This window comes from Neptunomonas qingdaonensis (assembly GCF_900113275.1).
Lineage (GTDB): Bacteria > Pseudomonadota > Gammaproteobacteria > Pseudomonadales > Balneatricaceae > Neptunomonas > Neptunomonas qingdaonensis.
The window spans coordinates 50,486-76,999 of the sequence record NZ_FOOU01000007.1; the positions used below are offsets into that span (position 1 = coordinate 50,486).

A 26,514-nucleotide genomic window follows, 5' to 3' on the forward strand; every position below is an offset into this window, starting at 1 on the left:
GTCTGTTAACGATTAATGGCGGAAATGGCGCATGCCGGTGAAGACCATCGCCATACCGTGTTCATTGGCTGCATCAATAACTTCTTGATCGCGCATAGAACCACCTGGCTGAATAACGGCTTTGATACCGGCTGCAGCGGCTGAGTCTATACCGTCTCTGAATGGGAAGAATGCATCCGAAGCCATTACAGAGCCTTTTACTTCCAGTCCCTCGTCGGCCGCTTTAATCCCGGCGATTTTAGCGCTATACACACGGCTCATCTGGCCAGCGCCTATGCCGATAGTCTGGCCATTTTTGGCATAAACGATAGCATTGGATTTAACAAACTTGGCTACCTCCCAGCAGAACAGCAAATCACGGATCTCTTGCTCGGTAGGCGCGATCTTGGTCACTATTTTCAGTTGAGACGCATTTACCATACCCATGTCGCGGTCCTGCACTAACAGACCACCATTGACGCGTTTGAAGTCAAAGTCGTGAGCGCGCTCAGTGCTCCATTCACCACAGGCCAATAAGCGAACATTTGGCTTGGCGGCAATGATGTCAGATGCTTCCTGAGTGACTTTAGGTGCAATGATAACTTCAACAAATTGGCGATCAACAATAGCTTGTGCTGTTGTGCCGTCTAATTCACGGTTGAAGGCAATAATGCCGCCGAATGCGGATGTCGGGTCTGTCTGAAAAGCCAGATTGTAAGCCGACAGAATGTCATTACCAACAGCAACGCCGCATGGATTGGCGTGTTTTACAATAACACACGCTGGCTCGCGGAAAGGTTTGACGCATTCTAATGCGGCATCCGTGTCGGCAACATTGTTATAGGATAATGCTTTACCCTGAAGCTGGCGTGCTGTTGAAACAGACGCTTCAAATGGATTGCTTTCAATATAGAAAGCCGCGCGCTGATGCGGGTTTTCGCCGTAACGCATATCCTGAGCTTTAATAAACTGAGTATTGAATGTGCGCGGAAAAATAGCCGGATCTTCCGGATCATCGCTCTCTACAATAGCGCCAAGATAGTTGGCAATCATGCCATCGTAGGCTGCCGTGTGCTCAAATGCCTGAACCGCCAGGTCAAAACGGGTTTTCTGCGACAGGCCGTTGTTAGCAGTCAGTTCTTGCAGAACCACATCATAGCTGGCTGCATTAACAACGATAGCAACATCTTTATGGTTTTTAGCGGCTGAGCGAACCATAGTCGGTCCGCCAATGTCGATATTCTCAATGGCTAAAGCCAGATCGCAATCAGGACGTGCAATGGTTGTCTCGAATGGGTAAAGATTGACGATAACCATGTCGATCGGATCGATGCCGTGCTCGTTCATGATGGCATCATCTTTTCCGCGTCGGCCTAAAATACCACCGTGAACTTTTGGGTGCAGCGTTTTTACACGCCCGTCCATCATTTCAGGAAAACCAGTGTAGTCAGATACTTCAACAGCAGGGATCTGATTGTCGCAAAGCAGCTTGTAGGTTCCGCCTGTTGAGAGAATTTCTACGCCCTGTGCCTGTAAAGCACGTGCAAATTCAATAATACCTGTTTTATCAGAGACACTGATGAGTGCTCTACGGATAGGAGTGTAGTCTTGCTCAGCCATTGGTAATGTCACTATCGTTGAAAATGAAAAAATTACAGTAAGCCGTATTGTTTCAGCTTCTTGCGCAGAGTGCCGCGGTTAAGGCCCAATAATTCAGAGGCTTTCGTCTGATTGTCTTTGGTGTATGCCATTACTGTTTCGAATAATGGGGCTTCTATTTCTGCTAATACCATTTGGTACACATCAGTAACAGGCTGGCCATCTAACTGTTTAAAGTAGTGTCCCAGCGACGTATGAACACTGTCGCGTAATGTCTGATGCTGTGTCTCTTCCTGAGATTCGTTGGTTCTGGTAAAAGCGATTGTTGAGTTTTCTTTAATATCCACAGTACTTATATACCCATTGACTTGAATCAGGCAGCAGCGGTTGTTAATTGAGCTTGAATAAAATATTGCTCGATAGCGGCTACCTGTTCAACTGCTGATTCCAGTTGATTGAAGTGAGCGCGGAAAGATACGCCTTTTGGCTGGTGATGCAAGTACCAGCCAACATGTTTGCGTGCAATCCTTACGCCTAAATATTCCCCATAAAATTGATGTAGAGCGGCCAGGTGAGACAGAAGTGTATTTCGGACTTCGTTCAGTGAAGGTTTCTCTAATCGTTCATTATGACGAAGAAAATGGTCGATCTCCTTGAAAATCCAAGGATTCCCTTGAGCTGTTCTGCCGATCATGACCGCATCCGCGCCCGTGTAATCGAGCACTTTTTTTGCTTTTTCGGGCGTTGAAATGTCGCCGTTTGCAAATAAAGGGATCTCAATAATTTTTCTGACGTTAGCAATCGTGTCGTATTCAGCCTCGCCTTTATAACCGCATGCTCTGGTGCGTCCATGAATCGCCAGTGCTTTAATGCCCGTGTCTTCAGCCATGCGTGCAATGGTTTCAGCATTCTTGTGATCAGTTGACCAGCCGGTACGAATTTTCAACGTAACCGGAATATCAACTGCAGCGACCACCGCTTGTAAAATAGAAAGTACTAGCGGCTCATCTTTTAATAAAGCAGAACCTGCAGCCTTGTTGCAGACTTTTTTTGCAGGGCAGCCCATATTAATATCGATGATCTGAGCGCCACGCTCGGCATTCATGCGAGCAGCTTGCGCCATCATGTGCGGATCACCGCCGGCTATTTGCACGGAACGCGGCTCATTTTCCCCCGCATGGTTGAGGCGAAAGGATGACTTACGGCTATTCCACAAGCGGGTATCCGCGGTCACCATTTCAGACACAACAAGGCCTGCACCCAAGCGTCGACATAGTTGTCGAAAGGGTTGGTCAGTCACACCGGCCATCGGGGCAAGTATCACCCGGCTGTCGATATTGTAAGTGCCAATACTGAACATGACAGACCTTAATCGTCAGAAAAATAGTTAACCACTCTCCATAAAGGACAGTGACATGATGTTCAAGGGAAGGGCGTAATGATACTCCATTAGCCGCTGATGCTCCAAGACGTTTTGATGATTTTTTGATCATCTTATTTTTCTAATCGACTAGCTTTTTAGCTTGAAATCAAGTTCAGTTGGTAGCCGACAGCTCTGAGGCCGGGGGCCATCATGTCTAATTGAATCTGGATGGGTTGTTTGCTTGGCATCAGCTGATGAGGAAACAACTGGGTGTTAATGTATTCGCTGGCGGTCAGGGTGCGCTGCGCTGTGGTGCGGCCTTTCAGATCGCTGAATATCAGTTGAAGCGTCGGGAAGGGTTGTGAAAAATCGGCTGTATTTTCGAGTAGGATCGAGACCCTGATAGCATCTGCGAACTCTTTATGTGGTTGAATAATCAGTTGCTTATTGATGATCAGGTCGGGTGATCGCCTGGCGGGCAAGGGCTGATCCATGAGGGCGTAAAGGGCTTTATAGACTGGCCTGAACTGCTCTTGCTGTATCCACTCATCCTTTTGAAACCAGAGGATTTGAGTAATGCATAAAAGCACGAGGCAGATAAGTAAAGAATGGCTGATAAAGTGTGATAATGAACTCTCGGCCACTGTCTCGTCGGGTGATTCGAAGTCGTGTTTGAGGAGCGGCAGCTTTATGGCCTGCTGCGTTGTTAGCGGTTGGGTTGGTTGTTGCGTTAGTTGCGTTAGTCGCGAAGAGGATTGTTGGACCGGCTGTTGAGCTTGTCGTGCTGCCCGTTGCTGAATCGGCTGCTTCTGGTAAAGCGTTTCAGCTGGTGCCTCGGGCGCCGCTGCGTGCTTTTCAGTAATGGTTGGCGTTGGCGTGGCGGCATACTTGGGCGTATTTGCGTGACCGGCTAAAGGGCTTTCTGCGGATTCTTGTGCGTTGAATACATGCAGGCAACCTCCGCAGCGAACCAGCCCGTCCGCTACTTTGAGTTGCCCGTTTGTGACATTAAAAGCCGTGTGGCACGCGGGGCAGCGAGTATTTATGGAGCTGCCATTCATCGCTTCCTGCCGGTAATGCGAATCCACTCTTCCCGCTCAGTGATCGGGTCTAAATCAAACCATTCACCGTAGGTGTTTTGCAGCTCTTCAGCTTGTTGGTTGAGTAAGCCGGATAATGCGATAAGCCCGCCCTGGCGGACGCGCTTGGCTAATATCGGTGCCAGAGAGGTCAGCGGGCCTGCCAGAATATTAGCCACGAGCACATCCACTTCGACTTCGGGTGCGTTTTCGGGGAAATACACATCCATTAGTTTATCGGGTAGCGAGTTGCGTTGCAGGTTATCGCGTGTTGCCTGAAGCGCTTGAGGGTCGATGTCAACAGAGATAACGTGTGTGGCACCCAGAAGGAGTGCTGCGATACCTAAGATACCTGATCCGCATCCATAGTCGGTGACCGTCTTTTTGTTCAGGTCTTGGCTATCCAGCCACTCTAAGCAGAGCGCCGTGGTTGGGTGGGTTCCGGTACCGAAGGCTAAGCCGGGATCAAGCATAAGGTTGACGGCAGTAGGGTCGGGGACATCTCTCCAGCTAGGGCAGATCCACAGGCGCTTACCAAATTGCATCGGATGGTAGTTTTTCATCCATTCCCGTTCCCAGTCTTTGTCTTCCAGAATCTCGGCTTTGAAGGGCGGGAAAGGGGAGTTATCAAAAATTTGCTTATGTGCTTGTCGAATAAATTTTTCTGTTTGTACGACATCGTGCTCTGCTGCAAACAGGCCGGTTATTGTTGTATGTTGCCAAAGAGGGGTAGTGCCAAGGTCGGGCTCAAAAATTGGCTGATCGGCACTGTCTTCATAAGTGACGGCTGCACATCCGGCTGCTAGGAGAATATCCTCGAATTGATCGGAGTACTCAGGTTTGATTTCCATTTTGAGTTGAAGCCACGGCATAGTGTCTAGAATCCTAATCGAACAGTTGGGTTAAAGTATTGCGCAAAAATTCCCTTCAGAGAACTAAAAAGCCCGCTGTGCGGGCTTTAAGAATCAAAATAGATGTTTACAGTTCTAATTTCTTTTCAAGATAGTGAATATTCATACCGCCTTTAATGAAGTGAGCGTCACGAACAATATCCTGATGCAAGGCAATATTGGTACGAATGCCCTCAATCAGCATTTCATCTAATGCATTTCTCATGCGAACCAGAGCGGTTTCGCGGTCTTCACCGTAAGTAATCAGCTTGGCTATCAGTGAGTCGTAATGAGGCGGTACTGTGTAGCCATCATACAAATGTGAATCAACACGCACGCCATTTCCGCCAGGCGCGTGAAAATGCACGACCTTACCAGGGCTTGGCAGGAATGTTTTAGCGTCTTCAGCATTGATACGGCACTCAAATGAATGTCCGCGTGCGACAATGTCTTCTTGTTTATAAGAAAGCGGAAGGCCTGCGGCAATGCGCAGTTGTTCTTTTACGATATCGACGCCGGTAATCATCTCTGTTACCGGATGCTCCACCTGAACACGAGTGTTCATTTCGATGAAGTAAAACCCGCCATTTTCATATAGGAATTCAAACGTCCCCGCACCGCGATAACCAATTTTGATACAGGCATCTACGCAGGATTGTAAAACCTGGCGACGAGCTTCCGGATCAATGTGAGGTGCAGGCGCTTCTTCAACTACTTTCTGATGGCGGCGCTGCATCGAGCAGTCGCGATCGTAAAGATGAATGGCGTTGCCCTGGCCGTCGGCTAATACCTGAATTTCCACGTGGCGCGGATTTTCAAGATATTTTTCCATGTAGACCGTAGGGTCGCCAAATGCAGCGGCTGCTTCGGATTGAGTCACGTGAATAGAGCTGATAAGCGATGCTTCAGAATGCACCACTCGCATGCCGCGTCCACCACCGCCTGATGCTGCTTTGATAATGACGGGGTAGCCAATACGTTTAGCAATGGCGTGGATCTTGTCAGGATCGTCTGGTAGTGCACCGTCAGAACCCGGCACCGTAGGTACACCCGCTGTTTTCATGGCGGAAATAGCGGATACCTTGTCACCCATCATGCGAATGACATCGCCAGTAGGGCCGATAAATACGAAGCCTGATTGCTCTACCTGATCTGCAAATGCAGCGTTTTCTGCTAAGAATCCATACCCTGGGTGGATAGCAGTAGCATCGGTAACTTCGGCAGCACTGATGATTGCAGGGATGTTCAGGTAGCTCTTTGCTGAAGACGCAGGGCCAATACAAACGGCCTGATCGGCCAGTCGTACATGCATAAGGTCGCGGTCTGGCTGAGAATGGATAGCAACGGTTTTGATGCCTAGTTCTTTACAGGCTCTCAGAATGCGCAGAGCAATCTCGCCACGGTTGGCAATAACAACTTTATCCAGCATCTGGTTAAGTTCCTTTAGCGATATTCGGGCAGTTAAACAATGGTAACCAGCGGCTGGTCAAATTCAACAGGCTGACCGTCTTCAATCAAAATAGCTTCGATTACGCCGGATTTATCAGTTTCAATCTGGTTCATCATTTTCATGGCTTCAACGATACAGATAACTTCACCTGCTTTAACATGCTGACCTACTTCGATGAACGCTGGTGAGCTGGGAGATGCTGAGCGGTAAAAAGTACCGACCATAGGTGAACAGACGAGATGGCCTGACTGTTTAGCTTCTGCTATTGGGGCAGCCGGGGCTGCTGGCGCAGCAATGGGAGCTGCCGGAGCCGGTGCAGGCGCATATCCTTGTTGTGGAGGATAAGGCATAGCGTATTGAGGTTGAACGCTAGATGCACGGCTAATGCGGACCGACTCTTCACCTTCTTTAATTTCGATTTCGTTAATATCGGATTCTTCCAGAAGTTCAATCAGCTTTTTTACTTTGCGGATGTCCATTCTATTCTCATTCTCTCAATGTAAAAGCGAGATACAAATTTCGCTTTTAGTTTGGGTTCAGGTGTTTTTTGTCAGCTTAATTGCAGAACTTAGCGCATAATTATAGCCATCAACTCCTAAACCACAAATGACGCCTTTGGCGATATCTGATAGGTAAGAGTGATGTCGGAAAGTTTCACGAGCATGAACATTGGACAGGTGGACTTCAATAAAGGGGATGCTAACGCCCAGTAGGGCATCTCTGATCGCGACACTGGTATGAGTGTATGCGGCCGGATTTATAATAATGAAGTCAACCTTGTCTTCGCGTGCCTGATGAATCCGATCAATGAGTGCTGACTCGGCATTGCTTTGAAAATAATCAAGCTCATGGCCGGCCAGTAACGCATTTTGTCGCAAATCCAGTTCGACCTCCTGAAGCGTCGTTGAACCATAAACTTCAGGTTCGCGGCTACCCAATAAATTTAGATTGGGCCCGTTTAGGAGTAGAAATCTGGACATTTATAAATGCCTCGTCTGCAGTGAGTTCATGATGACAGTAAACTTGCGAGATAGTTTGCATGAAAGGAATAAGGCTGTCCAGAAAATGGTGATTTATTTGCAGGATGGCAGCCGTTAGGCGACGTTCGTCACTATTCTATTTCTATGGGGCGTTGCAGGCTGGTAGGTTAAGGCTAGATTAATAGAAGTCTTTTGGATTCTGTCTACCTCATACGCCTTATTGATTATAGTGTCTAAATGAGTAATAGTGCCGCGCAGTACAGAAAGTTTACGGTTTCTGATTATATAGAGGGATGATTTTGGATAAGTTACAGCAGATCTGGTTGACCTTTTGGGACGCACTCACCGCAAAAATAGGGGGAGGGCGAATTATCCAAGGAATTTTTTCGATAGCGGTGCTTTATCTATTGGTTGCGGGGGCTATTGGCGTTTATTGGAGCTGGGAGCCGGATCCTGTAGCGGTGCACATCGAGCAGACCACTGATAAGAGTGTTGTCGGTGTAGGAACGACAGGCGCGCTGATCAGTGTTGTACAGACATTATTAGAAAAACCCGGTGGTTATCTGAGCAATGATCGTACGCCTCCGGGCGTATGGCTTGATAATACACCGAACTGGGAGTTTGGTGTGCTTGTACAGGCGCGTGATATGGCCCGTGCGATGCGTAAGGATTTCAGTCGCTCTCAATCACAATCTACCGAAGATGCTGATCTGGCTCCTGCTGAGCCTATGCTTAATTTTAATAATAACAGCTGGCTATTTCCTGCGACTGAAACTGAATACAAAAAAGCGCTAAAAGGGCTGTATAGCTACTATGGGCGCCTGCAAGATCCGAGTCAGCCGGACGCCCAGTTTTATGCCCGCGCCGATAATCTTAATAACTGGTTGGCTGATGTCAGCACCCGTTTAGGTAGTCTGTCACAGAGGCTGAGCGCGAGTGTGGGACAAAAACGATTGAATACAGACCTCGCAGGTGAGAAGTCTGCGCAGCAGTCGACCTCTTCTAAGCAGGACATGGAGGTAAAAACCTCATGGTTTGAATTGGATGATGTGTTTTACGAAGCGCGTGGTACCGCGTGGGCGCTGATTCAACTGTTAAAAGGAATAGAGCAGGATTTCGGACCGGCGTTAGAGAAGAAAAATGCCCGCGTGAGTTTGTTGCAGATCGTGCGTGAACTCGAGTCAACACAGGGCACTATCTGGAGCCCGATAATTCTTAACGGTAACGAATTTGGTCTTCTGGCGAATCACTCATTGGTAATGGCATCTTATATATCGCGTGCTAACGCTGCCATTATAGATCTGCGTGAATTGCTGGCTCAGGGATAATAATAAGGAATAACTGATGATACGTGTGGTTTTTAACCAGAAAGGTGGTGTCGGCAAGTCGAGTATTACATCGAATTTAGCGGCTATCAGTGCGGCGAAAGGTCTGAAAACATTAGTGATTGATCTGGACCCGCAGTGCAACTCAACTCAGTACATTTATGGTGCCGGGAGCGATGAGTTAACACAGGATGTTAAAGCTTTTTTTGAGCAAACATTAACTTTTCAAATGAAACCACAGGGAGCAGACGCGTTTATTCATGAGACACCTTATGACAATCTATTTCTGATCCCTGCCAATCGTGATGTGGCGGATCTTCAAACCAAGCTGGAAACGAAACACAAAATTTATAAGTTGAAAGAAGCCGTTGAAAAATTGACGCACTTTGATGCTATTTATATCGATACACCCCCTGCGTTTAACTTCTTTACCTTATCTGCGCTGGTCGCTGCTGAACGTTGTCTGATTCCTTTTGATTGTGATGAATTTGCACGTCATGCTCTTTATTCATTACTGGATAATGTCAATGAAACGCGTATGGATCATAACGCTGCACTCGAAGTTGAAGGCATTGTGGTTAATCAGTTTCAGCCAAGAGCCACATTGCCGAGACAAATGGTGGAAGCGCTGCAAGCCGAAAAACTGCCTGTGCTTAATTCTAAGATCTCTTCTTCGGTGAAAATGCGTGAATCGCATAACGTATCGATGCCTTTGGTTCACTACGCGCCCAAGCATAAGTTGACGCAGGAATTTATAGAACTGTTCAATGAGTTGCATCCTTAGATAGCATTATGCATGCACAATAAAAAACGGAGCCTATGCTCCGTTTTTTATTGTTGAATACTTATTCACATTGTTTGTGCGCAGCAAAAGTGTGTATTACATCCCCTTGACTGCAAATATTCCAGGCGCATTGCGCCAGTAGCCATGATAGTCCATACCGAAACCGAAGATGTAACGGTCTTCAACTTCAAGTCCGACAAAATCGGCTTTCAGGTCCTGGCGTGCTTTTCGGCTATGCAGCTTATTTACCAGTACGGCAGAATGCACTTCGGTAGCGCCATTTTTACGGCAATAGTCGATAATTTCGGCCAACGTGTGTCCTTCATCCAGAATATCATCAACAATAAGAACCGGGCGGCCGTTAAAATCGATCATCGGCGCAACTTTCCATTCCAGTTCATGGCCCGATGTGCCGTTCCGGTAACGTGTGGCATGCATATAGCTGGCTTCGAGCGGGAAATTAAGTTTTGTCAGTAACTTTCCGCCAATCACCAGTCCGCCATTCATCACCGTAAAAATTACTGGATTTCGTTCGGCTAACGACTCGGTGATCTCTTTAGCCATCTGTTCGATGGACGCTTCAACGTCAGTTTCACTGAAGAGTTGATCAGCTTCGCTGTAAATTTTTTTGATATGTTCAAGGTCGGTGTTGGGCGTGCTGTTAATCAAGGGCGGCTTCTCAGAAGGAAGTTGATTGTTAAATAAGTAAGATTGCAAGAGCATAAACATACTGATCAAGGCGAAAAAGGGCAAGTTTGACAGATCAATTCATGACATTAGAGTCGGGTTTGGTTACTCTTTCGACCTAAGGATAACGAATAGATCAAGATGCCTGGAAGCGCATCGAATAGTGAGAAAAAAATATGAGCGTCCTCGAGATAAAACACCCGTTAGTGCGTCACAAATTAAGTTTAATGCGCGTTTCATCCGTCAGTACCCGAAGTTTTCGACAGTTAGCAGCAGAAGTTGGCGCTCTTTTGACCTATGAAGCAACAAAGGACCTCGAACTTGAAGAACACGATATCGAGGGTTGGTGTGGTCCGATTAAAGGGGAGCAGATTAAAGGAAAAAAATTCACGGTAGTTCCTATTTTGCGCGCCGGTATTGGTATGTTAGATGGCGTATTGGATCTGGTGCCCAGTGCAAAAATTAGTGTGGTTGGGCTATATCGTGATGAGGAAACATTGGAGCCTGTGCCTTATTTTGAAAAGTTAGCACATGATATTGAAGAGCGTATGGCGCTAATCGTTGATCCAATGCTGGCGACAGGTGGCTCGATGATCGCCACCATTGAAATGCTAAAAGCCGCAGGATGTACTAGTATTCGGGCACTTGTTTTAGTTGCTGCCCCGGAAGGCATTGCAAAGGTGCAGGCTGCGCATCCGGATGTAGATATTTATACCGCGTCGATTGATAGCCACTTGAATGAAAATGGCTACATTATTCCTGGATTGGGTGATGCGGGCGATAAAATTTTCGGCACAAAATAACTGTTAACCTGAAATTGGAATATAAATGAACGCACATGAACCCTTGTGGAAAAGCGCGTTAGCCGGCTCGCAAATGTTGTTTGTCGCATTTGGTGCGCTGGTATTGATGCCACTTTTGACCGGGATGGATCCTAGTGTCGCTTTATTTACGGCAGGTCTTGGAACCTTGCTTTTTCATTTCGTCACCAAAAACAGAGTGCCTATTTTTCTGGCGTCATCTTTTGCATTTATCGCGCCGATTCTTTATAGCGTCCAAACCTGGGGTATGTCGGATACCTTAGGGGCGTTGTTGGCTGCCGGTATCGTCTACATGTTGCTGGGTGTCTTGGTGAAAGTGAAAGGTGTTGGTTTTATACACCATTTAATGCCGCCTGTCGTGACAGGGCCGGTGATTATGGTGATCGGATTGGGTCTGGCACCGGTGGCTGTGAATATGGCGATGGGTAAAACCGGCGATGGTAGCATGGTGATATTTCCGTATATGGACGCCATGATAGTGTCGATGAGTGCTTTATTGACCACCTTGCTGGTGGCGACGCTGGCAAAAGGTATCTTCCGCCTCATTCCTATTTTATTCGGCGTGATTGTTGGTTACGTCATCGCCTTCTTTATGGGGATGGTGAATTTTGATGCGGTAACGATAGCGCCGCTATTCGCGGTTCCTGAGTTTGTATCTCCTACGCTCAACTGGGCGGCCATTCTTTTTATGATTCCTGTGTCGATTGCACCCGCCATTGAACATGTGGGTGACGTGCTGGCCATTAGTAATGTTACCGGTAAAGACTACGTCAAAAATCCAGGGCTGCACCGCACACTGTTTGGTGATGGCTTGGCTACGTCGGCAGCGGCACTGTTGGGTGGGCCACCGAATACGACCTATTCAGAAGTCACCGGCGCGGTCATGCTGACAAAAACCTTCAATCCGATCGTTATGATCTGGGCGGCGTGCATCGCTATGTCGATGGCGCTCGTCGCTAAGTTTGGTGCCGCATTACAAACGATTCCGGCACCGGTCATGGGTGGGATTTTGATTTTGTTGTTTGGTTCTATTGCGGCGGTAGGCTTGAATACACTCATCAAAGCGCGTGTCGACCTGGCAGAACAGCGTAATCTGGTGATTGTCGCGACTGTGTTGATATTCGGTATCGGCGGCATGGCGATTGGCGGCAATGATTTCAATCTTCAGGGGATCAGCCTGTGTGGTGTGGTCGCTATTTTACTCAACTTGATTTTGCCAAAAGAAGAGCTGGAATGTGACGATCTGCATGAAGAGCAAGCGGTGATTGATGACTTAATTGAGCATACTCGTTAAGTCTTTCGATGTTAGCAAAACCCTGCTTTGGCAGGGTTTTTTTATGCCCGGATAGAGGCGTTTTATAACCAAAAAATAAGTCGAAATATATACTGAAAAGCTATTGCAGAGAATTTTATCTGGGCATATGCTGCGCTCATCTTTACGCCATTATCGCCCGATAATGCCGGCCACTTTTTCTACAACAGCTTTTAATAACACACTGATTTTTTATTCCAGTAGGAACATTACAGCAATGAAATCTGAAACTCAGCCTATCGCTTCAAAGTTCGGGACGCTTTTGGGCGTTGCCTCGGGTGATGTGCCTGTCTATTCCTCCCATTATCCTTCCGCGGACGATAATGAATTGCCAAACCGACATGCCTATCGTAGCTATGTTGATGGCATTTTCATGGGATATAAGTGGCAGTGTGTTGAGTTAGCGAGACGCTGGTTATATATCAACAAAGGGTACATTTTTGATGATGTGGCGATGGCCTATGAAATCTTTCATTTGCAATCGGTCCGCGTCATCGCTGACAACAGTCGTTTGCCTTTGAAGTCATTTCGCAATGGCTCTTTGCGTCATCCTGAACCAGGTGCACTCTTGATCTGGAGTGAAGGCGGCGAGTTTGAAGTTACCGGGCATGTCGCTGTGATTACCGAAGTTACGCCAACCTGTTTGCGGCTCATTGAACAAAATGTCACCCATAGCGTCTGGCAGGAAGGGCAACAGTATTCGCGCGAAATACCCGCAAGAATAACCGCCGATGGTAGCTATTGGCTGCGTTGCTCGTATGGAGATGCGACTATTCTTGGCTGGGTCGTGCAGACAGAAGACGATACCTATGCCGAAGTGATTGAACCACCCAAGCCTGAACTGTTTGACCTTCAGCTGCGTCAATTGGCGGATAAAGGACAGACGTCGCGGGCGTGGTTAAATATGGCTAACCCTGACGAAGAAGCGTACGTGGCTATGATGGGCAGTCATAAGTTGGGTAGCCGTGCAGAAGATCAACATCGTTATTTTGTGCAGTCAGAAACCGCGCAGCGTGAGTTAAAACGGGCAACCAATGAGCTACATGCATTGTTTATGCACGCCACTGACTATGTATTACAAGATGACGCTTTATTGGAAAAATTTAATATTCCAGTGGCATTGTGGCCTAAGATTCATCAATCCTGGGATAACCGCCGTAATCAGATGATTACCGGACGTTTTGATTTCAGCGTGTCGGGTCGTGGTATTAAAGTCTACGAATACAACTGTGATTCAGCATCCTGTTATATGGAAGCGGGCTTGGTTCAGGAGAAGTGGGCTAATCACTTTGGCTGTAATGAAGGCGAAAGCTCAGGCGAAGGCTTACTCGAGCACTTGATAGAAGCCTGGAAAGCCAGTGATGCTGCTGTGGGTGACAACCGTGACGCAAAGCGTGTGCTACATATCATGCAGGATGGTGATCTGGAAGAAACCTATCACGCGCTGTATATGCAAAAAGCGATTGAGCAAGCGGGCATTCCCTGCAAAGTGATTCATGGTGTCAAAGGTTTGGCGTGGGATGCAGAAGGGAATGTTATTGATGCGGACGGCGTGCAGATTCGTTGGGTGTGGAAAACCTGGGCATGGGAAACGGCTTTAGATCAGATTCGTGCTGAATGTGATGATGATGCAGAGCGTTTGCGCACCTATAAAACTGATCAGGTGAGAATCGCCGCACCCCGGCTGGTAGATGTTCTGCTGCGTGAAGGTGTCATGGTATATGAGCCATTATGGACCTTGATACCGAGTAATAAAGCGATACTTCCGGTGCTATGGATGTTGTTTCCTAATCACCCTTACCTGCTTAATTCCAGCTTTGATTTAACAGAGGAGCTTAAAACAGGCGGTTATGTTACTAAGCCGATAGCCGGTCGCTGTGGTTTTAATATCAGCTTGTATGATGCGGATACGGGCTTGCTTGAAGAAACGCAGGGGCGATTCTCTGCACAGGATCAAATCTATCAGGAGTTGTGGAAACTGCCAGAAATTGTAGGCTATAACGGCCAGGTGTGCACCTTCTCTGTGGCCGGACATTTTGGCGGTAGTTGCCTGCGCGTGGATCCGACACTGGTGATTACCAAGGACAGTGACCTGATTGCGCTAAGAGTGGTGGAGGACGATGCTCTGCTAAAAACCAGTACTCAAGTACCATAGCCATCATCATATAAAGCCATTAACGTTTTTAGAGAAGCTGTTAATGGCCTTATTCAGAGGTGACAAGGTAACAGCTAGAAAGGCGAGAGCTGGATAGCTGCTGAGGTGACATGATGAGAGCTGGGAAAATAAAACTTGCACGAATAAAAAGTGCACAAATAAAACATGTACAAATAAAAAGTGCAGCAGCCCTGAGGCGCGTTTGTAGATTGCCTCTGATATTGGGCTATTTGGTTTTGAATTGTCTGCTTGTCAGCTATCACGCGTCGGCTGATGTCGCCACACCAGACACTGCATCAGACGCTACATCCGACACAGCCTTGCAGGGTGAAAAAACCATTTCTCTGCTTGATAAAGCAGGCAATCGTACTGAAATTGCCCGAGTCATCTTTGAGCCGGTGGAGCAGGGTAGCCGTTACGTATTAACCATGGAGCGTGAACAGTTTCGTGATTATTTTCTTTCTATGAAAGAGATGAAATGTCTTGAGGGCCCCGAGTTGTGGTGCCATCTTGCCTATCCTTATGAGCAACCCCGCATAGTCACAGCTGACGACCTTCGATGGCTGGAGCATGATCTTCTGTTTATGTTCAAGACACCTAAAGAGTTTGGCGCGAACTTCTGGAATGGCATCTATTACAAATTGGAGGTAGTAGATGGGATGATTAAAGGTGAAGCACAGGCGATTGATCTGAACAATCTGGCATCACCTCCGGATAACCTTGATGAACCGCCGATAGGCGAGGCAGAGCGTGATGAAGTGGACACAGATAAACGCTGGTTGCCGTTGATTGAAATTCATTAAAATCGCCGCATTAAACGAATAGATGCAGGCCGCAGGTGTGACTGCCTTGCATCTTCTTTCCCCGTAAGAGTATGATTTTACGCTATTGTTATTAAATATTTCGTACCCTTACAAAGAGCTTTTCGTTTGAGCAGCAAAATTCCTCGTTATCAGCAAATTAAAAACTTCATTCTTGATGCGATCGAGAAAGGGGATTACCTCCCTCACAGTCAGATTCCTACCGAGCATGCGTTGGCAGATCAGTTTGCTGTTAGCAGAATGACCGTGAACAAAGCCATTCGTGATTTGGTGCAAGTCGGGTTGTTGATTCGTACGGCCGGACAAGGCACCTATGTCACGGACTTAAAAGCAGAGTCTCCGTTACAAAATATTAACAATATTGCTGATGAAGTGCGCAGTCGTGGACGCCAGTATCACAGTGTGGTGATTCGCTTAGAAGAGCAAACTGCCCGGGAGTGGGTCGCCGTGCAGTTGGGTGTAAGGGTGGGAACGCTGGTTTTTCACTCCTTGATTGTTCACTACGAAGATAAAATGCCGCTGCAGTTAGAAGAGCGTTATATTAACCCGGACTGGGCACCCGAATATCTGGCTCAGGATTTTACTCAGTGCACACCTAACGAGTATCTAAACCAACATTGTCCACTCACCGACGTTGAGCACATTGTCGAAGCTATTATGCCTGATGCCTCTGTGGCTGAACTACTCGATATCAAATCAACCGAGCCATGTTTGTTATTGCAGCGTAGAACCTGGTCTCAACAACACCTGATTAGTTTTGCGCAGCTGACACATCCCGGTAGCCGCTATAAATTGCGCTCTCAAGTCCACCTGTAATTTCCCTGCTAAAACATTTATTTGTATATACAAATATTACTAAGCTGTTTCTGTATGTCATAAGAAATAGCGAGAACTGGATTTTATAAGGTCTGTTTATCGCCCTTTCCCGGTTATTTTGAGGTGCTCTCTATTTGACGCATGCGTTTATCTGCTGTATTTGTATATACAAATGATCTGTTGTGGTTAGACATGATAATGAACGACTTTCGGGACGCCGATAAAGTTTGGCTCGATCTTGATCTGGCAACGATGTCGAGCGCTGCTGGCTCTGATACGAGTTCTGGAATGAGCTCAGGCATGAGCGCAAATAAGAGCCCCGCAACCTATGGGATGCAGCAGAGTATGGCATTGGCGGTTAAAAATGGCCGTATCAGTGCGATTGCTCCCATGGCTGTTGTCGATGAGCCGTTATTGCCAAAAGCCAGCATTGCCGGGCGTGGTGGCTGGATGACGCCGGGATTGATCGATTGCCATACGCATCTTGTCTTTGCCGGAAGCCGTGCTGAGGAATTTGAGCAGCGGTTGCAAGGTGTGCCGTATGCGCAGATAGCACGCGAGGGAGGAGGGATTCTCTCTACTGTGCGGGCTACTCGTGCCGCTTCTGAGCAGCAGTTATTTGATTTAGCAGTGCCGCGCTTGCAAGCCTTGATGAGGGAAGGGGTCACGACGCTAGAGATTAAGTCTGGCTATGGTTTAACCCTTAAAGATGAACTCAAAATGTTACGCGTGGCGCGCCAATTGGGGGATGCCTTCCCTGTACAGGTTTGTACCAGCTTGCTCGGCGCGCATGCGCTCCCGCCTGAGTTTTCGCCAGAGTTCTCGCCTGAGTTCTCGTCCGAATTTTCATCTGAGTTATCAAAGGGTAGCGATGCTTATATTGATCTGGTTTGTCGGCAGATGATACCGGCCGCGGCTGAGCAAAAACTCGCGGATGCTGTCGATGTTTTTTGTGAGGGGATCGGTTTTTCAGCGGCACAGTGCGAACGGGTATTCAAAGCCGCGCAAAACTACGGCCTGGCGATCAAAGGCCACACCGAACAGTTATCAGATTTGAAAGGTTCACAACTCGCGGCCAGCTATGGCGCATTATCGGTTGATCATCTGGAATACCTTGATGCCAGCGCGCTACAGCCCTTGGTTGAGAATGGCACTGTTGCCGTCTTGTTACCGGGGGCTTTCTATTTTTTACGCGAAACACAACTGCCGCCTGTTCAGGCATTACGGGATGCCGGCATTCCCATGGCGGTTGCGACAGACTTTAACCCCGGCACCTCACCGTTGGCTTCTTTGCGTTTGATGATGAACATGGCGTGTACCTTGTTTCGTTTAACACCTGAAGAAGCGTTGGCTGGTGTAACCTGCAATGCGGCACAAGCGTTAGGCTTATCTGACGATACAGGCAAGCTAGTGGTGGGGGCACGTGCCGACATGCTGTTATGGGATATCCAGCACCCATCAGAGTTAGCCTATCAAATAGGCGTGCCAATGCTTAAACAACGTATTTATCAGGGAGATGTTTCTGATGTTTAAAGTACCGGATATGAGTGTGTGGAACGGCCGTGAAGACTTCCTTGAAGGCGCTTTGGGGACGCGTTGGCACCAACAGGTGAGTGCCTGGCATGAAGGCGCAGCGCCAGGTGTTGCCCTGTTTGGCTTTCCTTGTGAGCAAGGGGTGTCGCGCAACTTAGGGCGCACGGGTGCGAAAACGGGTCCGCAGGCGATCCGCCGTGCCTTGGCGTCTCACGCATGGCACATGACAAAGCCCGTTTATGATGCGGGCGATATCGGTTGTGATGACTGTGATTTGGAATCAGCCCAGCAGCAGCTAGGTGATTGTGTAAAGCGTTTGTTAGAGCAGCAGCAGTTTCCTCTGATTATGGGCGGTGGCCATGAAATGGCCTATGGCAGCTGGCAGGGACTCAACCAGTTTGCGCATGAACAAGCAAAACCACCCGTGATCGGCATTATCAACTTTGATGCGCATTTTGATCTGCGCGCTTATGAAGCATTAGGCAGTTCAGGAACGCCATTTAAGCAGATAGCAGATAAATGCTCAGCGCAGAATACGCCTTTTCATTACTGCTGTCTGGGGGTGGCGCAAAGCTCCAACACGCAGGCATTGTTTGCGCGTGCCGATGCTCTGGGCGTGAGTTATCGCCTGGATGAACAGATGGGCGTGGTTTATCTAACAGAGACTCAACAGCAGCTCGCAGCATTTATCAAAAAGTGTGATTGGCTTTATCTGACCATTGATCTTGATGTGCTACCTGCGGCCATAGCGCCTGGAGTAAGTGCCCCGGCGGCCAGAGGTGTTGGCTTAGAAGTCCTTGAAACACTGATAGCCGATATAAAAGCCAGCGGCAAGTTGAAACTGGCAGACATCGCCGAATTGAATCCACAACTGGATATTGATCAGCACACGGCACGCACGGCGGCACGACTACTCGGTTTGATCGCCCGTTAATACAGTAAAGACTAAAAGGAGTCCTATTATGAGCTTTACCCGACTCGATGAATCCCGTGTGATTCGTGCGCCTCATGGTAGCCAGTTACGTTGTAAAAGCTGGTTGACTGAAGCCGCTATGCGTATGTTGATGAATAATCTGGATCCGGACGTGGCTGAACATCCGCAATCGCTGGTGGTGTATGGCGGCATTGGCCGTGCAGCACGTAGTTGGGAGTGTTTCGATAAGATTATTCAAGTATTGCAGCGCCTTGAAGCAGATCAAACATTACTCATCCAATCGGGTAAGCCCGTCGGTGTTTTTCAAACCCATACTGATGCGCCCAGAGTGCTGATTGCTAACTCTAACCTTGTGCCGCACTGGGCAAACTGGGAACACTTTAACGAGTTAGACAAAAAAGGTTTGGCTATGTATGGCCAGATGACAGCCGGCTCATGGATTTATATAGGCTCGCAAGGGATAGTGCAGGGCACTTACGAGACATTCGTAGCGGTGGCGAAAAAGCACTTTGATGGTGTCGCTGCCGGGCGCTGGATACTGACGGGTGGCTTAGGTGGAATGGGTGGCGCGCAGCCGTTAGCGGCCACCATGGCGGGATTCTCCATGTTAGCGGTTGAATGTGATGAAAGCAGAATCGATTTTCGTTTACGAACCGCTTACCTGGATAAAAAAGCAGACACACTCGACAGCGCATTGGCCATGCTGGAACAGGCTAAAGCTGAAGGCAAAGCGGTTTCCGTCGGCTTGCTGGGCAATGCTGCTGATATATTCAGCGAATTAGTTGCGCGTGGTATTACCCCGGATGTCGTGACGGATCAGACTTCAGCGCATGACCCGCTCAACGGCTATTTGCCGCAGGGCTGGACAATGGAGCATGCCGCCATGATGCGTCAAAAAGATGAAGCAGCCGTCGTAAAAGCCGCCAAGCAGTCAATGGCGGTGCAGGTGACAGCGATGCTGACGTTGCAATCAAACGGTGCCGCTACACTGGATTATGGCAATAATATTCGCCAGATGGCCTTTGAAGAAGGGGTGACAAATGCGTTTGATTTCCCGGGTTTCGTGCCGGCTTATGTCAGACCTCTGTTTTGCGAAGGGATTGGACCGTTCAGGTGGGTGGCGCTGTCGGGTGATCCTGAAGATATCTATAAAACCGATGCTAAGGTTAAAGAACTTATTCCTGATGATCCGCACCTGCATAACTGGTTGGATATGGCGCGCCAGCGTATTGCTTTTCAGGGCTTACCGGCGCGTATTTGCTGGGTGGGCTTAAAAGATCGTGCGCGTTTAGCCTTAGCGTTTAATGAGATGGTCAGCAAGGGGGAGCTGCAAGCGCCGATCGTGATTGGCCGTGACCATCTTGACTCAGGCTCCGTTGCCAGCCCTAACCGGGAAACAGAAGCGATGCTGGATGGCTCGGATGCGGTATCTGACTGGCCGCTACTCAACGCATTACTCAGTGCTTCCGGTGGCGCAACCTGGGTATCGATCCATCATGGTGGGGGTGTAGGTATGGGGTTTAGCCAGCATGCAGGCCTGGTGGTCGTCGCGGATGGCACAGAGGCGGCTGCGGCTCGTTTAGGCCGGGTATTACGTAATGATCCGGGTACCGGCGTGATGCGACATGCCGATGCAGGCTACCCTTTAGCCAAGCAATGCGCCCGTGAGCAAGCACTGGATCTGCCGATGTTGGATGACGACTAGCTTGATAACGACTAGTTAGATAAGAATAGCTAGATAACGAATAGCGGAATCGACACTATGTATGAATTAACCTTAACACCGGGTCAGTTAGCGCTAGCCGCCTTGCGGCGTATTCATCAGAAACCCGTCAAGCTGCGGCTTGATCCGGGTTGTCACGACGCTATTGCCAAGAGTGTTGCCAGCGTACAGCAAGTATTGGCAGAAGACCGTGTGGTTTATGGTATCAATACCGGCTTTGGCATGCTGGCCAATACACGTATTTCAAGCGATGACTTGGAGCTGCTACAGCGCAGTATTGTCTTATCTCATGCGGCCGGCGTGGGCCAGTTTATGCAGCCATCTACCGTTCGCTTGATGATGGTGTTAAAGATTAACTCGTTAGCACGAGGTTACTCGGGTATTCGTTTACAGGTGATTGAGGCGCTGATCACCTTGCTCAATGCCGAAGTGTACCCCTGCATTCCGGAAAAAGGCTCAGTAGGCGCATCGGGTGACCTGGCGCCTTTGGCTCATATGAGTACCGTCTTGCTGGGCGAAGGCGAAGCACTGTATAACGGCGAACGTATCAGTGGCGCCGCCGCATTGAAAGTGGCTGGGCTGGAGCCTATCGCGTTAGGCCCGAAAGAAGGTTTGGCCTTGTTAAATGGGACACAAGCGTCGGCGGCCTTCGCGTTACAAGGGCTGTTTGCAGCGGAAGATCTGTATGCTGCCGCCACCGTCACCGGCGCGTTGTCAGTCGAAGCCGCCTTAGGTAGCCGTCGGCCGTTTGATGATCGGGTGCATCAGGTGCGCGGCCATCAAACACAAATCGATGCGGCCGCCGCGTATCGTTATTTGCTGGAAGAAGAATCGGAGATTGGTAACTCGCATCAAAAATGTGAAAAGGTGCAAGACCCATACTCATTGCGATGTCAGCCACAAGTGATGGGCGCTTGTTTACAGCAGATCCGCCAGGCCGCGCAGGTATTGCTGGTGGAGTCGAATGCCGTATCGGATAATCCGCTGGTGTTTGCAGATGACAACGACATTATCTCGGGGGGGAATTTTCATGCTGAGCCTATTGCGATGCTGGCAGATAACCTGGCATTAGCGATTGCCGAGATAGGCGCATTATCAGAGCGCAGAATGGCCTTGCTGATTGATGCTAACCTCTCCAAACTGCCGCCTTTTTTGGTCGACAACGGCGGCGTCAACTCAGGATTTATGATTGCGCAAGTCACCGGCGCTGCACTGGCGTCTGAGAATAAATCACTGGCACATCCTGCTTCCGTGGATAGCTTGCCGACCTCTGCTAATCAGGAAGATCATGTCTCGATGGCAACCTTTGCAGCGCGGCGTTTACGCGATATGTCTGAAAATACCGCAGGGATTTTGGCGGTTGAGCTGCTGGCGGCGTGTCAGGGAATCGACTTCAGGGCGCCGCTAAAAACAAGCGCAGGGTTACAGCAGGCACATAGCCAGTTAAGAGCAGAAGTGGCGTTTTATGCTAAAGATCGCTACTTTTCGCCGGATATAGCGCGGGCACAGGCGCTGATTCAGCGGGGCGACTATAACGCCTTACTCCCGGCAGGCCTGCTGCCTAGCCTTGGCTGATAAGGTCGCCCACATTAATTTATTAATTTATTTGGACAGATGCTTGATGCCTGCCTCAAGTCCCGCAAGGGTCAACGGGTACATGTGGCCGTCAAGTAGCTGCTTGATGAACCCCGTCGTGTGGGTGTAGACCCAGTGGCGCTCTTGCGTGGGGTTTAACCAGATCGCTTTCTCCCAGGTATTCAGAATCCGCTCTAGCCATACTTGGCCGGCTTCTTCGTTCATATGTTCCACACTGCCGTAGCGCTGTATCAGCTCATAAGGCGACATGGCCGCATCACCGATAAAGATCACCCGGTAGTCTTTGCCGTAAGTGTGGATAACATCCATGGTGGACAGTGTGTCATGGTAGCGGCGGTTGTTATCTTTCCAGACTTTTTCATAAACGCAGTTATGAAAGTAGAAATACTCCAGATGCTTAAACTCAGAACGTGCCGCCGAAAACAGCTGCTCACACAGATGAATATACGGGTCCATCGAACCGCCGATATCAAGAAAAATCAGCACTTTAGCGGCGTTGTGGCGCTCTGGCACCATCTTGATATCCAGCAGCCCGGCATTAGCCGCGGTGGAGCGAATCGTATCGTTCAGGTCCAGTTCTTCGGCGGAGCCGGTGCGGGCAAATTTTCGCAGCTTACGCAACGCCACTTTCATATTGCGCGTGCCTAGTTCGACCTGATCATCGAGGTTTTTAAACTCGCGTTTTTCCCATACTTTAACCGCACGCTTATGTTTACTCTCGCCGCCGATCCGAATCCCTTCCGGGTTATAACCGCTATGCCCAAAAGGAGAGGTGCCGCCGGTGCCGATCCATTTATTACCGCCTGCATGGCGATCATGCTGATCATTAAGACGTTCGTTCAGCGTTTCAAGCAGCTTATCCAGCCCGCCCAACGCTTCAATCTTGGCTTTTTCCTCTTCTGAGAGGTTCTTCAAAAACTCTGAGCGTAACCAGTCTTCCGGAATAACGTTATCAGGAAACAGATTGAGTGCGTCAAGGCCTTTGAAGTAATGGCCAAAAGCACGATCAAATCGATCAAAATGCTTTTCATCTTTGATCAGACAAATACGGCTGAGCAGATAAAAATCATCGACGCTGGCAAACGCGACGCCCTTTTTCAGCGCATCGAGCAACACCAGCAGTTCGTTTAAAGAAACGGGAATATCAGCCCGTTTCAGCGTGTTGAAAAAGTCGATCAGCATTAGCGGTTTTCTCGTCTTGCCATAAATGCCAGACGCTGCAACATATGCACATCCTGCTCATTTTTCAACAAAGCGCCATACAGCGGCGGCATCGCCTGAGCAATATCTTTGTTTTGTAGCAGGTCTACAGGAATGTCGTCAGCAATCAGCAGTTTCAGCCAATCGATGAGTTCAGACGTAGATGGCTTTTTCTTCAGGTTATTCATCTCACGGATTTTGAAGAAAACTTCTAAGGCCTCGTTAACTAATGCCTGCTGAATACCCGGATAATGCACATCAACAATCTGCTGCATCGTCGCCCGGTCCGGGAAGGTGATGTAATGGAAGAAGCAGCGACGCAGGAAAGCATCCGGCAGCTCTTTTTCATTGTTCGATGTGATGATAATAATCGGACGGTGTTTCGCGACGACACGCTCACCTGTTTCGTAAACAAAAAACTCCATCTTATCCAGCTCGACCAACAGATCGTTGGGGAACTCGATATCGGCTTTATCAATCTCATCGATCAACAACACGACCTGCTCATCGGCATCAAACGCCTGCCATAACAGGCCTTTCTTGATGTAGTTGCCGATATCATAGACTTTCTCATCGCCCAGCTGCGAATCACGTAAACGCGATACAGCGTCGTATTCGTATAAGCCTTGTTGCGCTTTGGTGGTCGACTTAATATGCCAGCGGTATAGCTTCTTGCCTAAAGACAGCGCGACCTCTTCGGCCAGCATAGTTTTGCCGGTACCGGGCTCGCCCTTAATCAACAGCGGGCGCTGCATGGTGATTGATGCCCTAACCGCCATCTGCAATTCATCGGTAGCGACATAGCGCTCGGAGCCGTTAAAAGCCATAGTAAAATCCCATCATCAAATTTGTTTGCTGCCAGGAGTCCAACAGGCTCCTAGGTGAATGCCCTAATGTTATCAAATTTAATCTAGATTTACTCTGAGTAAAAGCCCAAGCTGGCAGAGCAGTGTTTGTATTCGCCGAGGAATAGTATTTGTATTAAGGGGCGTAAGAGAACAGGTAGCAGGGGCGTAAGCGCTTTCACATATCGTCAAGGAGTATAAGAGATGATCACGCGTATAAAATCGATAGCTGGCATGAGCGGGAGAGCGGTAAGTGCGGGCATTATCCTTATCTCTCTGGCAGCAACGGCGTCGGCTGAAATAACAGCAGGTGGTGCATCAACCCGGGTCTTCCCGATACAGTCTTTTTCTGCGGGTTCGTCCGCTGATGTATGGGTGATTCGTACCGATAGCAGCATAGAATATTGCCGCAGCGAAGCCAAGGGCAGTACAAAGGGCGCTACAAAAGGCAGTGAAAATAAAGGCGCGGCTATTCAGTGTTACGGGCAAGATCAGCCGAATAGACTGCGTTTTGCCAGTGTCGAAGCGATTATCAATAGTGATCCTGCTATCGCCTCAGCATACGCCATGACAAGCAGCGGGCAGCTGGTGTATTGCCGTGTGCGCGGCGATAGTAAACAAAGCAAAAAACCACAGGTGCGCTGCCATTTATAAGCAGCGCCGCTTAATCGCTGCGATTACGAGCAGCAAGATTACTGATTATAAAAAGGCTAAACAGGCTCGCCCACTTCTTCTTCAGTAATCGTTTCGGACTCAAGTTTTGCCGCAGCAACCCATGCCTGAATAGCCGGATGCGCCAACACCGTCTCCACATAAGTACGGCTCTGCTTTGATACTTCTACATTGTAGGTATGAAAACGTAGCGTTACCGGTGCAAACATCATATCCGCAATACTGATATCGCCGAATAACCAAGGGCCGTTTCCACTGTTCTTTTGCAAAAGCTCTGTCCAGATCGCATCAATTCTGGCGATATCTTTAAGTGCTGCGTCTGTCGGAGTAACCGCACGTGTGGCGCGGCAGTTCATCGGTAACTCATGACGTAAACCAAAGAAACCCGAATGCATCTCGCAACTAATCGCTCTGGCCAACGCCCGATCAGCCACATCGGCAGGCCAGCCTTTATGCGAAAGATAGGTTTCGTTGATATATTCACAAATCGCCAGCGAATCCCACACAGTGATGTCGGTATCAATCAGCACCGGCACTTTTCCGGCAGGGGAGTAGTTCGCTAATGACGAATAAAAATCCGGTTCAAACAGCGCCAGCCGCGTTTCAGTAAAAGGCAGATCAAATGCCTTCAACATAAACCATGCCCGCAGCGACCAGGACGAATAGTTTTTATTACCGATGATCAGTTCCATGTGATTCTCCTACCCTGATTTTGTGAAGTGAAGTGATGCTTTGTGAAGTTCTGTGTCTACATAGCTTCACTTTTTGGCTTTACTTTTTAGCTTCACTTTTTGTATTCACGTATTAAGTCGAGATCATTGTGCAATCTTGCTTTGTGTCTGACTATCGAATAGTTTTTATAGCACCTATTTGAATAACTAATAGATAGCGCAGGAGCTAACCGCATGGATATAGAAGCATTACGAAGCTTTATCGCTTTTGTTGATACCGGTAGCTTTACCCGCGCAGCAAAACAAGTGTGCCGCACCCAAGGTGCCGTCAGTATGCAGATGAAAAAGCTGGAAGAGGAAGCAGGGCAGGTATTGTTCAGAAAAAATGGCCGTTACCTCACCTTAACCGATCAGGGGCAATCACTTGTCAGCTATGCGCGGCGCATCGTTGGCATGCATGACGAAGTACTTGGCTCACTCGCCAGCCATGCTGTGCATCCACCCATACGCATCGGTTGCCCGGACGATTATGCCGAATCCGTACTGCCACAACTCACCGAGCTATTAATACAACAGCTACCCCAGCAATGTCTGCGAATCCACTGCGACTGCAGCACCCAGTTAAGGTTAATGCTGGATAACGGCGAGATCGACATCGCCATCCTCACCCGCGCACCCGAAAAAGAGGAAGGCTACCTGCTCAAACACGATAGCGGCGTATGGGTACATGGCGGCTATCCAGCGTTACTCGAAAAACAAATCCTGCCACTGGTCATGTACGAAGCCGACTGCAAGTTCCACAGCAGCGCGATTGATGGATTAGAAAAACAGGGAAAAAACTACCATCTGGTCTGCACCACCTCCAGCGCCACCGCCATCAAAAGCCTGATAAAACGCGGTGTAGGCATCAGCGCCATGGCCCGTTCCAGCGTATCACCGGGGCTGCTGGTAGTTGATCAGGCCGCTAAACTACCAGAACTGCCAGCCGTCGATATCGTGCTGGCTGTAGCGCCAATACCTCACCCGATGATGGGCGCTGCGATGGCAGCCAAGTTGTGTGCAGAATTTAGGGAAAACAGTGATAACTGATTGATCTTTGAAACAAGAGGTTTATTATCGCATTAACGGAATGAATAACAGCAAGCGCATGGAAGCTTCTTTTGTCAGCCGACAACCCGCCCGTGCCTCCTTCAAGTTATTGATTTTTAATATTTTTACTGCGAGCCTTATTGCTTGTCTCCTTGGTAAGGGGCGACGAGTTATCAGGTTAGGTGCTTTA

General features: G+C 48.6%; 25 protein-coding genes. 13 read left to right on the plus strand and 12 right to left on the minus strand.

Features of this window, described 5'->3' with window-relative positions; all coding sequences use genetic code 11:
- Positions 1-12 precede the first annotated feature (12 nt).
- The 8 genes from purH to aroQ form a co-directional block, all read right to left on the minus strand.
- A complete protein-coding gene (purH, locus tag BM099_RS11495; RefSeq protein ID WP_090728237.1) occupies positions 13-1,599 on the minus strand; it encodes a bifunctional phosphoribosylaminoimidazolecarboxamide formyltransferase/IMP cyclohydrolase in 1,587 nt (528 codons plus the stop codon).
- Between the two features lie 32 nt (positions 1,600-1,631).
- On the minus strand, positions 1,632-1,919 hold the full coding sequence (gene fis / locus BM099_RS11500; RefSeq protein WP_280522151.1) for a DNA-binding transcriptional regulator Fis: 288 nt from the start codon (positions 1,917-1,919) through the stop codon (positions 1,632-1,634).
- A 32-nt stretch (positions 1,920-1,951) separates the two neighbouring features.
- Positions 1,952-2,938: a tRNA dihydrouridine synthase DusB gene (gene dusB / locus BM099_RS11505; protein ID WP_090728240.1), complete on the minus strand. Its 987-nt coding sequence runs from the start codon at positions 2,936-2,938 to the stop codon at positions 1,952-1,954.
- A 158-nt stretch (positions 2,939-3,096) separates the two neighbouring features.
- Entirely contained in the window at positions 3,097-4,029 is a 933-nt protein-coding gene (locus tag BM099_RS11510) for a DUF3426 domain-containing protein (RefSeq protein WP_143083765.1), read from the minus strand.
- Positions 3,999-4,892: a 50S ribosomal protein L11 methyltransferase gene (gene prmA / locus BM099_RS11515; RefSeq protein ID WP_090728246.1), complete on the minus strand. Its 894-nt coding sequence runs from the start codon at positions 4,890-4,892 to the stop codon at positions 3,999-4,001. The genes BM099_RS11510 and prmA overlap by 31 nt, the downstream gene beginning before the upstream one ends.
- A gap of 106 nt (positions 4,893-4,998) precedes the next feature.
- On the minus strand, positions 4,999-6,339 hold the full coding sequence (accC, locus tag BM099_RS11520; RefSeq protein WP_090728249.1) for an acetyl-CoA carboxylase biotin carboxylase subunit: 1,341 nt from the start codon (positions 6,337-6,339) through the stop codon (positions 4,999-5,001).
- Positions 6,340-6,371: 32 nt separating this feature from the next.
- Complete coding sequence (gene accB, locus BM099_RS11525; protein ID WP_090728252.1) at positions 6,372-6,839, minus strand: acetyl-CoA carboxylase biotin carboxyl carrier protein; 468 nt, start codon at positions 6,837-6,839, stop codon at positions 6,372-6,374.
- A 57-nt stretch (positions 6,840-6,896) separates the two neighbouring features.
- Positions 6,897-7,340, minus strand: a complete 444-nt coding sequence (gene aroQ / locus BM099_RS11530; RefSeq protein WP_090728255.1) for a type II 3-dehydroquinate dehydratase — start codon at positions 7,338-7,340, stop codon at positions 6,897-6,899.
- Positions 7,341-7,633: 293 nt separating this feature from the next.
- On the opposite strand from aroQ, the gene BM099_RS11535 reads away from it, so the two are divergent.
- Complete coding sequence (locus BM099_RS11535) at positions 7,634-8,668, plus strand: DUF2333 family protein (RefSeq protein ID WP_090728257.1); 1,035 nt, start codon at positions 7,634-7,636, stop codon at positions 8,666-8,668.
- A 16-nt stretch (positions 8,669-8,684) separates the two neighbouring features.
- A complete protein-coding gene (locus tag BM099_RS11540) occupies positions 8,685-9,449 on the plus strand; it encodes a ParA family protein (protein WP_090728259.1) in 765 nt (254 codons plus the stop codon).
- A 96-nt stretch (positions 9,450-9,545) separates the two neighbouring features.
- On the opposite strand, the gene BM099_RS11545 is transcribed toward BM099_RS11540, so the two are convergent.
- Entirely contained in the window at positions 9,546-10,118 is a 573-nt protein-coding gene (locus BM099_RS11545; protein ID WP_232349159.1) for a hypoxanthine-guanine phosphoribosyltransferase, read from the minus strand.
- Positions 10,119-10,312: 194 nt separating this feature from the next.
- On the opposite strand from BM099_RS11545, the gene upp reads away from it, so the two are divergent.
- From upp to hutH, 9 genes are all read left to right on the plus strand, one after another.
- Positions 10,313-10,939: a uracil phosphoribosyltransferase gene (upp, locus tag BM099_RS11550; protein ID WP_090728261.1), complete on the plus strand. Its 627-nt coding sequence runs from the start codon at positions 10,313-10,315 to the stop codon at positions 10,937-10,939.
- 25 nt (positions 10,940-10,964) lie between these two features.
- Positions 10,965-12,251: a uracil-xanthine permease family protein gene (locus BM099_RS11555; RefSeq protein ID WP_090728263.1), complete on the plus strand. Its 1,287-nt coding sequence runs from the start codon at positions 10,965-10,967 to the stop codon at positions 12,249-12,251.
- Between the two features lie 235 nt (positions 12,252-12,486).
- Positions 12,487-14,424, plus strand: a complete 1,938-nt coding sequence (gene gss, locus BM099_RS11560) for a bifunctional glutathionylspermidine amidase/synthase (protein ID WP_090728264.1) — start codon at positions 12,487-12,489, stop codon at positions 14,422-14,424.
- Between the two features lie 209 nt (positions 14,425-14,633).
- Entirely contained in the window at positions 14,634-15,227 is a 594-nt protein-coding gene (locus BM099_RS11565; RefSeq protein WP_090728388.1) for a hypothetical protein, read from the plus strand.
- 126 nt (positions 15,228-15,353) lie between these two features.
- Positions 15,354-16,061: a histidine utilization transcriptional repressor HutC gene (gene hutC, locus BM099_RS11570; protein WP_090728267.1), complete on the plus strand. Its 708-nt coding sequence runs from the start codon at positions 15,354-15,356 to the stop codon at positions 16,059-16,061.
- 198 nt (positions 16,062-16,259) lie between these two features.
- Complete coding sequence (gene hutI, locus BM099_RS11575) at positions 16,260-17,594, plus strand: imidazolonepropionase (protein ID WP_232349158.1); 1,335 nt, start codon at positions 16,260-16,262, stop codon at positions 17,592-17,594.
- Positions 17,587-18,528 carry a formimidoylglutamase gene (hutG, locus tag BM099_RS11580; protein ID WP_090728269.1) on the plus strand — a complete coding sequence of 314 codons (942 nt, stop codon included), beginning with the start codon at positions 17,587-17,589 and terminating at the stop codon, positions 18,526-18,528. The genes hutI and hutG overlap by 8 nt, the downstream gene beginning before the upstream one ends.
- Positions 18,529-18,556: 28 nt before the next feature.
- Positions 18,557-20,233 (plus strand): urocanate hydratase, encoded by a 1,677-nt coding sequence (gene hutU, locus BM099_RS11585; protein WP_090728272.1) that lies wholly within the window; start codon positions 18,557-18,559, stop codon positions 20,231-20,233.
- 57 nt (positions 20,234-20,290) lie between these two features.
- Positions 20,291-21,826 carry a histidine ammonia-lyase gene (gene hutH, locus BM099_RS11590; RefSeq protein WP_090728275.1) on the plus strand — a complete coding sequence of 512 codons (1,536 nt, stop codon included), beginning with the start codon at positions 20,291-20,293 and terminating at the stop codon, positions 21,824-21,826.
- A 27-nt stretch (positions 21,827-21,853) separates the two neighbouring features.
- Here the strand turns inward: hutH and BM099_RS11595 are convergent, their stop codons facing one another.
- Together BM099_RS11595 and BM099_RS11600 are read right to left on the minus strand one after the other, a co-directional pair.
- Positions 21,854-23,029, minus strand: coding sequence for a vWA domain-containing protein (locus BM099_RS11595; RefSeq protein WP_090728278.1), 1,176 nt, complete (start codon positions 23,027-23,029; stop codon positions 21,854-21,856).
- The gene (locus BM099_RS11600) at positions 23,029-23,874 is read right to left on the minus strand and encodes an AAA family ATPase (RefSeq protein WP_090728281.1); all 846 of its coding nucleotides are present in this window, start codon (positions 23,872-23,874) and stop codon (positions 23,029-23,031) included. Before BM099_RS11600 ends, BM099_RS11595 begins: the two co-directional genes overlap by 1 nt.
- Before the next feature lie 222 nt (positions 23,875-24,096).
- On the opposite strand from BM099_RS11600, the gene BM099_RS11605 reads away from it, so the two are divergent.
- Positions 24,097-24,546 (plus strand): hypothetical protein, encoded by a 450-nt coding sequence (locus BM099_RS11605; protein WP_090728283.1) that lies wholly within the window; start codon positions 24,097-24,099, stop codon positions 24,544-24,546.
- A 56-nt stretch (positions 24,547-24,602) separates the two neighbouring features.
- Here BM099_RS11605 and BM099_RS11610 read toward each other — a convergent pair whose 3' ends face one another.
- Positions 24,603-25,256 carry a glutathione S-transferase family protein gene (locus BM099_RS11610; RefSeq protein WP_090728285.1) on the minus strand — a complete coding sequence of 218 codons (654 nt, stop codon included), beginning with the start codon at positions 25,254-25,256 and terminating at the stop codon, positions 24,603-24,605.
- Between the two features lie 213 nt (positions 25,257-25,469).
- Here BM099_RS11610 and BM099_RS11615 point away from each other — a divergent pair, with 213 nt between their 5' ends.
- Positions 25,470-26,324 carry a LysR substrate-binding domain-containing protein gene (locus tag BM099_RS11615; protein WP_090728287.1) on the plus strand — a complete coding sequence of 285 codons (855 nt, stop codon included), beginning with the start codon at positions 25,470-25,472 and terminating at the stop codon, positions 26,322-26,324.
- The last annotated feature ends 190 nt before the right edge of the window (positions 26,325-26,514 follow it).

Coding starts and splice junctions, on each gene's coding strand:
- purH (WP_090728237.1), bottom strand. CDS start 1,599: ATGGCTGAGCAAGACTACACTCCTATCCGTAGAGCACTCATCAGTGTC.
- dusB (WP_090728240.1), bottom strand. CDS start 2,938: ATGTTCAGTATTGGCACTTACAATATCGACAGCCGGGTGATACTTGCC.
- prmA (WP_090728246.1), bottom strand. CDS start 4,892: ATGCCGTGGCTTCAACTCAAAATGGAAATCAAACCTGAGTACTCCGAT.
- accC (WP_090728249.1), bottom strand. CDS start 6,339: ATGCTGGATAAAGTTGTTATTGCCAACCGTGGCGAGATTGCTCTGCGC.
- accB (WP_090728252.1), bottom strand. CDS start 6,839: ATGGACATCCGCAAAGTAAAAAAGCTGATTGAACTTCTGGAAGAATCC.
- aroQ (WP_090728255.1), bottom strand. CDS start 7,340: ATGTCCAGATTTCTACTCCTAAACGGGCCCAATCTAAATTTATTGGGT.
- BM099_RS11535 (WP_090728257.1), top strand. CDS start 7,634: ATGATTTTGGATAAGTTACAGCAGATCTGGTTGACCTTTTGGGACGCA.
- BM099_RS11540 (WP_090728259.1), top strand. CDS start 8,685: ATGATACGTGTGGTTTTTAACCAGAAAGGTGGTGTCGGCAAGTCGAGT.
- upp (WP_090728261.1), top strand. CDS start 10,313: ATGAGCGTCCTCGAGATAAAACACCCGTTAGTGCGTCACAAATTAAGT.
- BM099_RS11555 (WP_090728263.1), top strand. CDS start 10,965: ATGAACGCACATGAACCCTTGTGGAAAAGCGCGTTAGCCGGCTCGCAA.
- gss (WP_090728264.1), top strand. CDS start 12,487: ATGAAATCTGAAACTCAGCCTATCGCTTCAAAGTTCGGGACGCTTTTG.
- hutI (WP_232349158.1), top strand. CDS start 16,260: ATGAACGACTTTCGGGACGCCGATAAAGTTTGGCTCGATCTTGATCTG.
- hutG (WP_090728269.1), top strand. CDS start 17,587: ATGTTTAAAGTACCGGATATGAGTGTGTGGAACGGCCGTGAAGACTTC.
- hutU (WP_090728272.1), top strand. CDS start 18,557: ATGAGCTTTACCCGACTCGATGAATCCCGTGTGATTCGTGCGCCTCAT.
- hutH (WP_090728275.1), top strand. CDS start 20,291: ATGTATGAATTAACCTTAACACCGGGTCAGTTAGCGCTAGCCGCCTTG.
- BM099_RS11595 (WP_090728278.1), bottom strand. CDS start 23,029: ATGCTGATCGACTTTTTCAACACGCTGAAACGGGCTGATATTCCCGTT.
- BM099_RS11600 (WP_090728281.1), bottom strand. CDS start 23,874: ATGGCTTTTAACGGCTCCGAGCGCTATGTCGCTACCGATGAATTGCAG.
- BM099_RS11605 (WP_090728283.1), top strand. CDS start 24,097: ATGATCACGCGTATAAAATCGATAGCTGGCATGAGCGGGAGAGCGGTA.
- BM099_RS11610 (WP_090728285.1), bottom strand. CDS start 25,256: ATGGAACTGATCATCGGTAATAAAAACTATTCGTCCTGGTCGCTGCGG.
- BM099_RS11615 (WP_090728287.1), top strand. CDS start 25,470: ATGGATATAGAAGCATTACGAAGCTTTATCGCTTTTGTTGATACCGGT.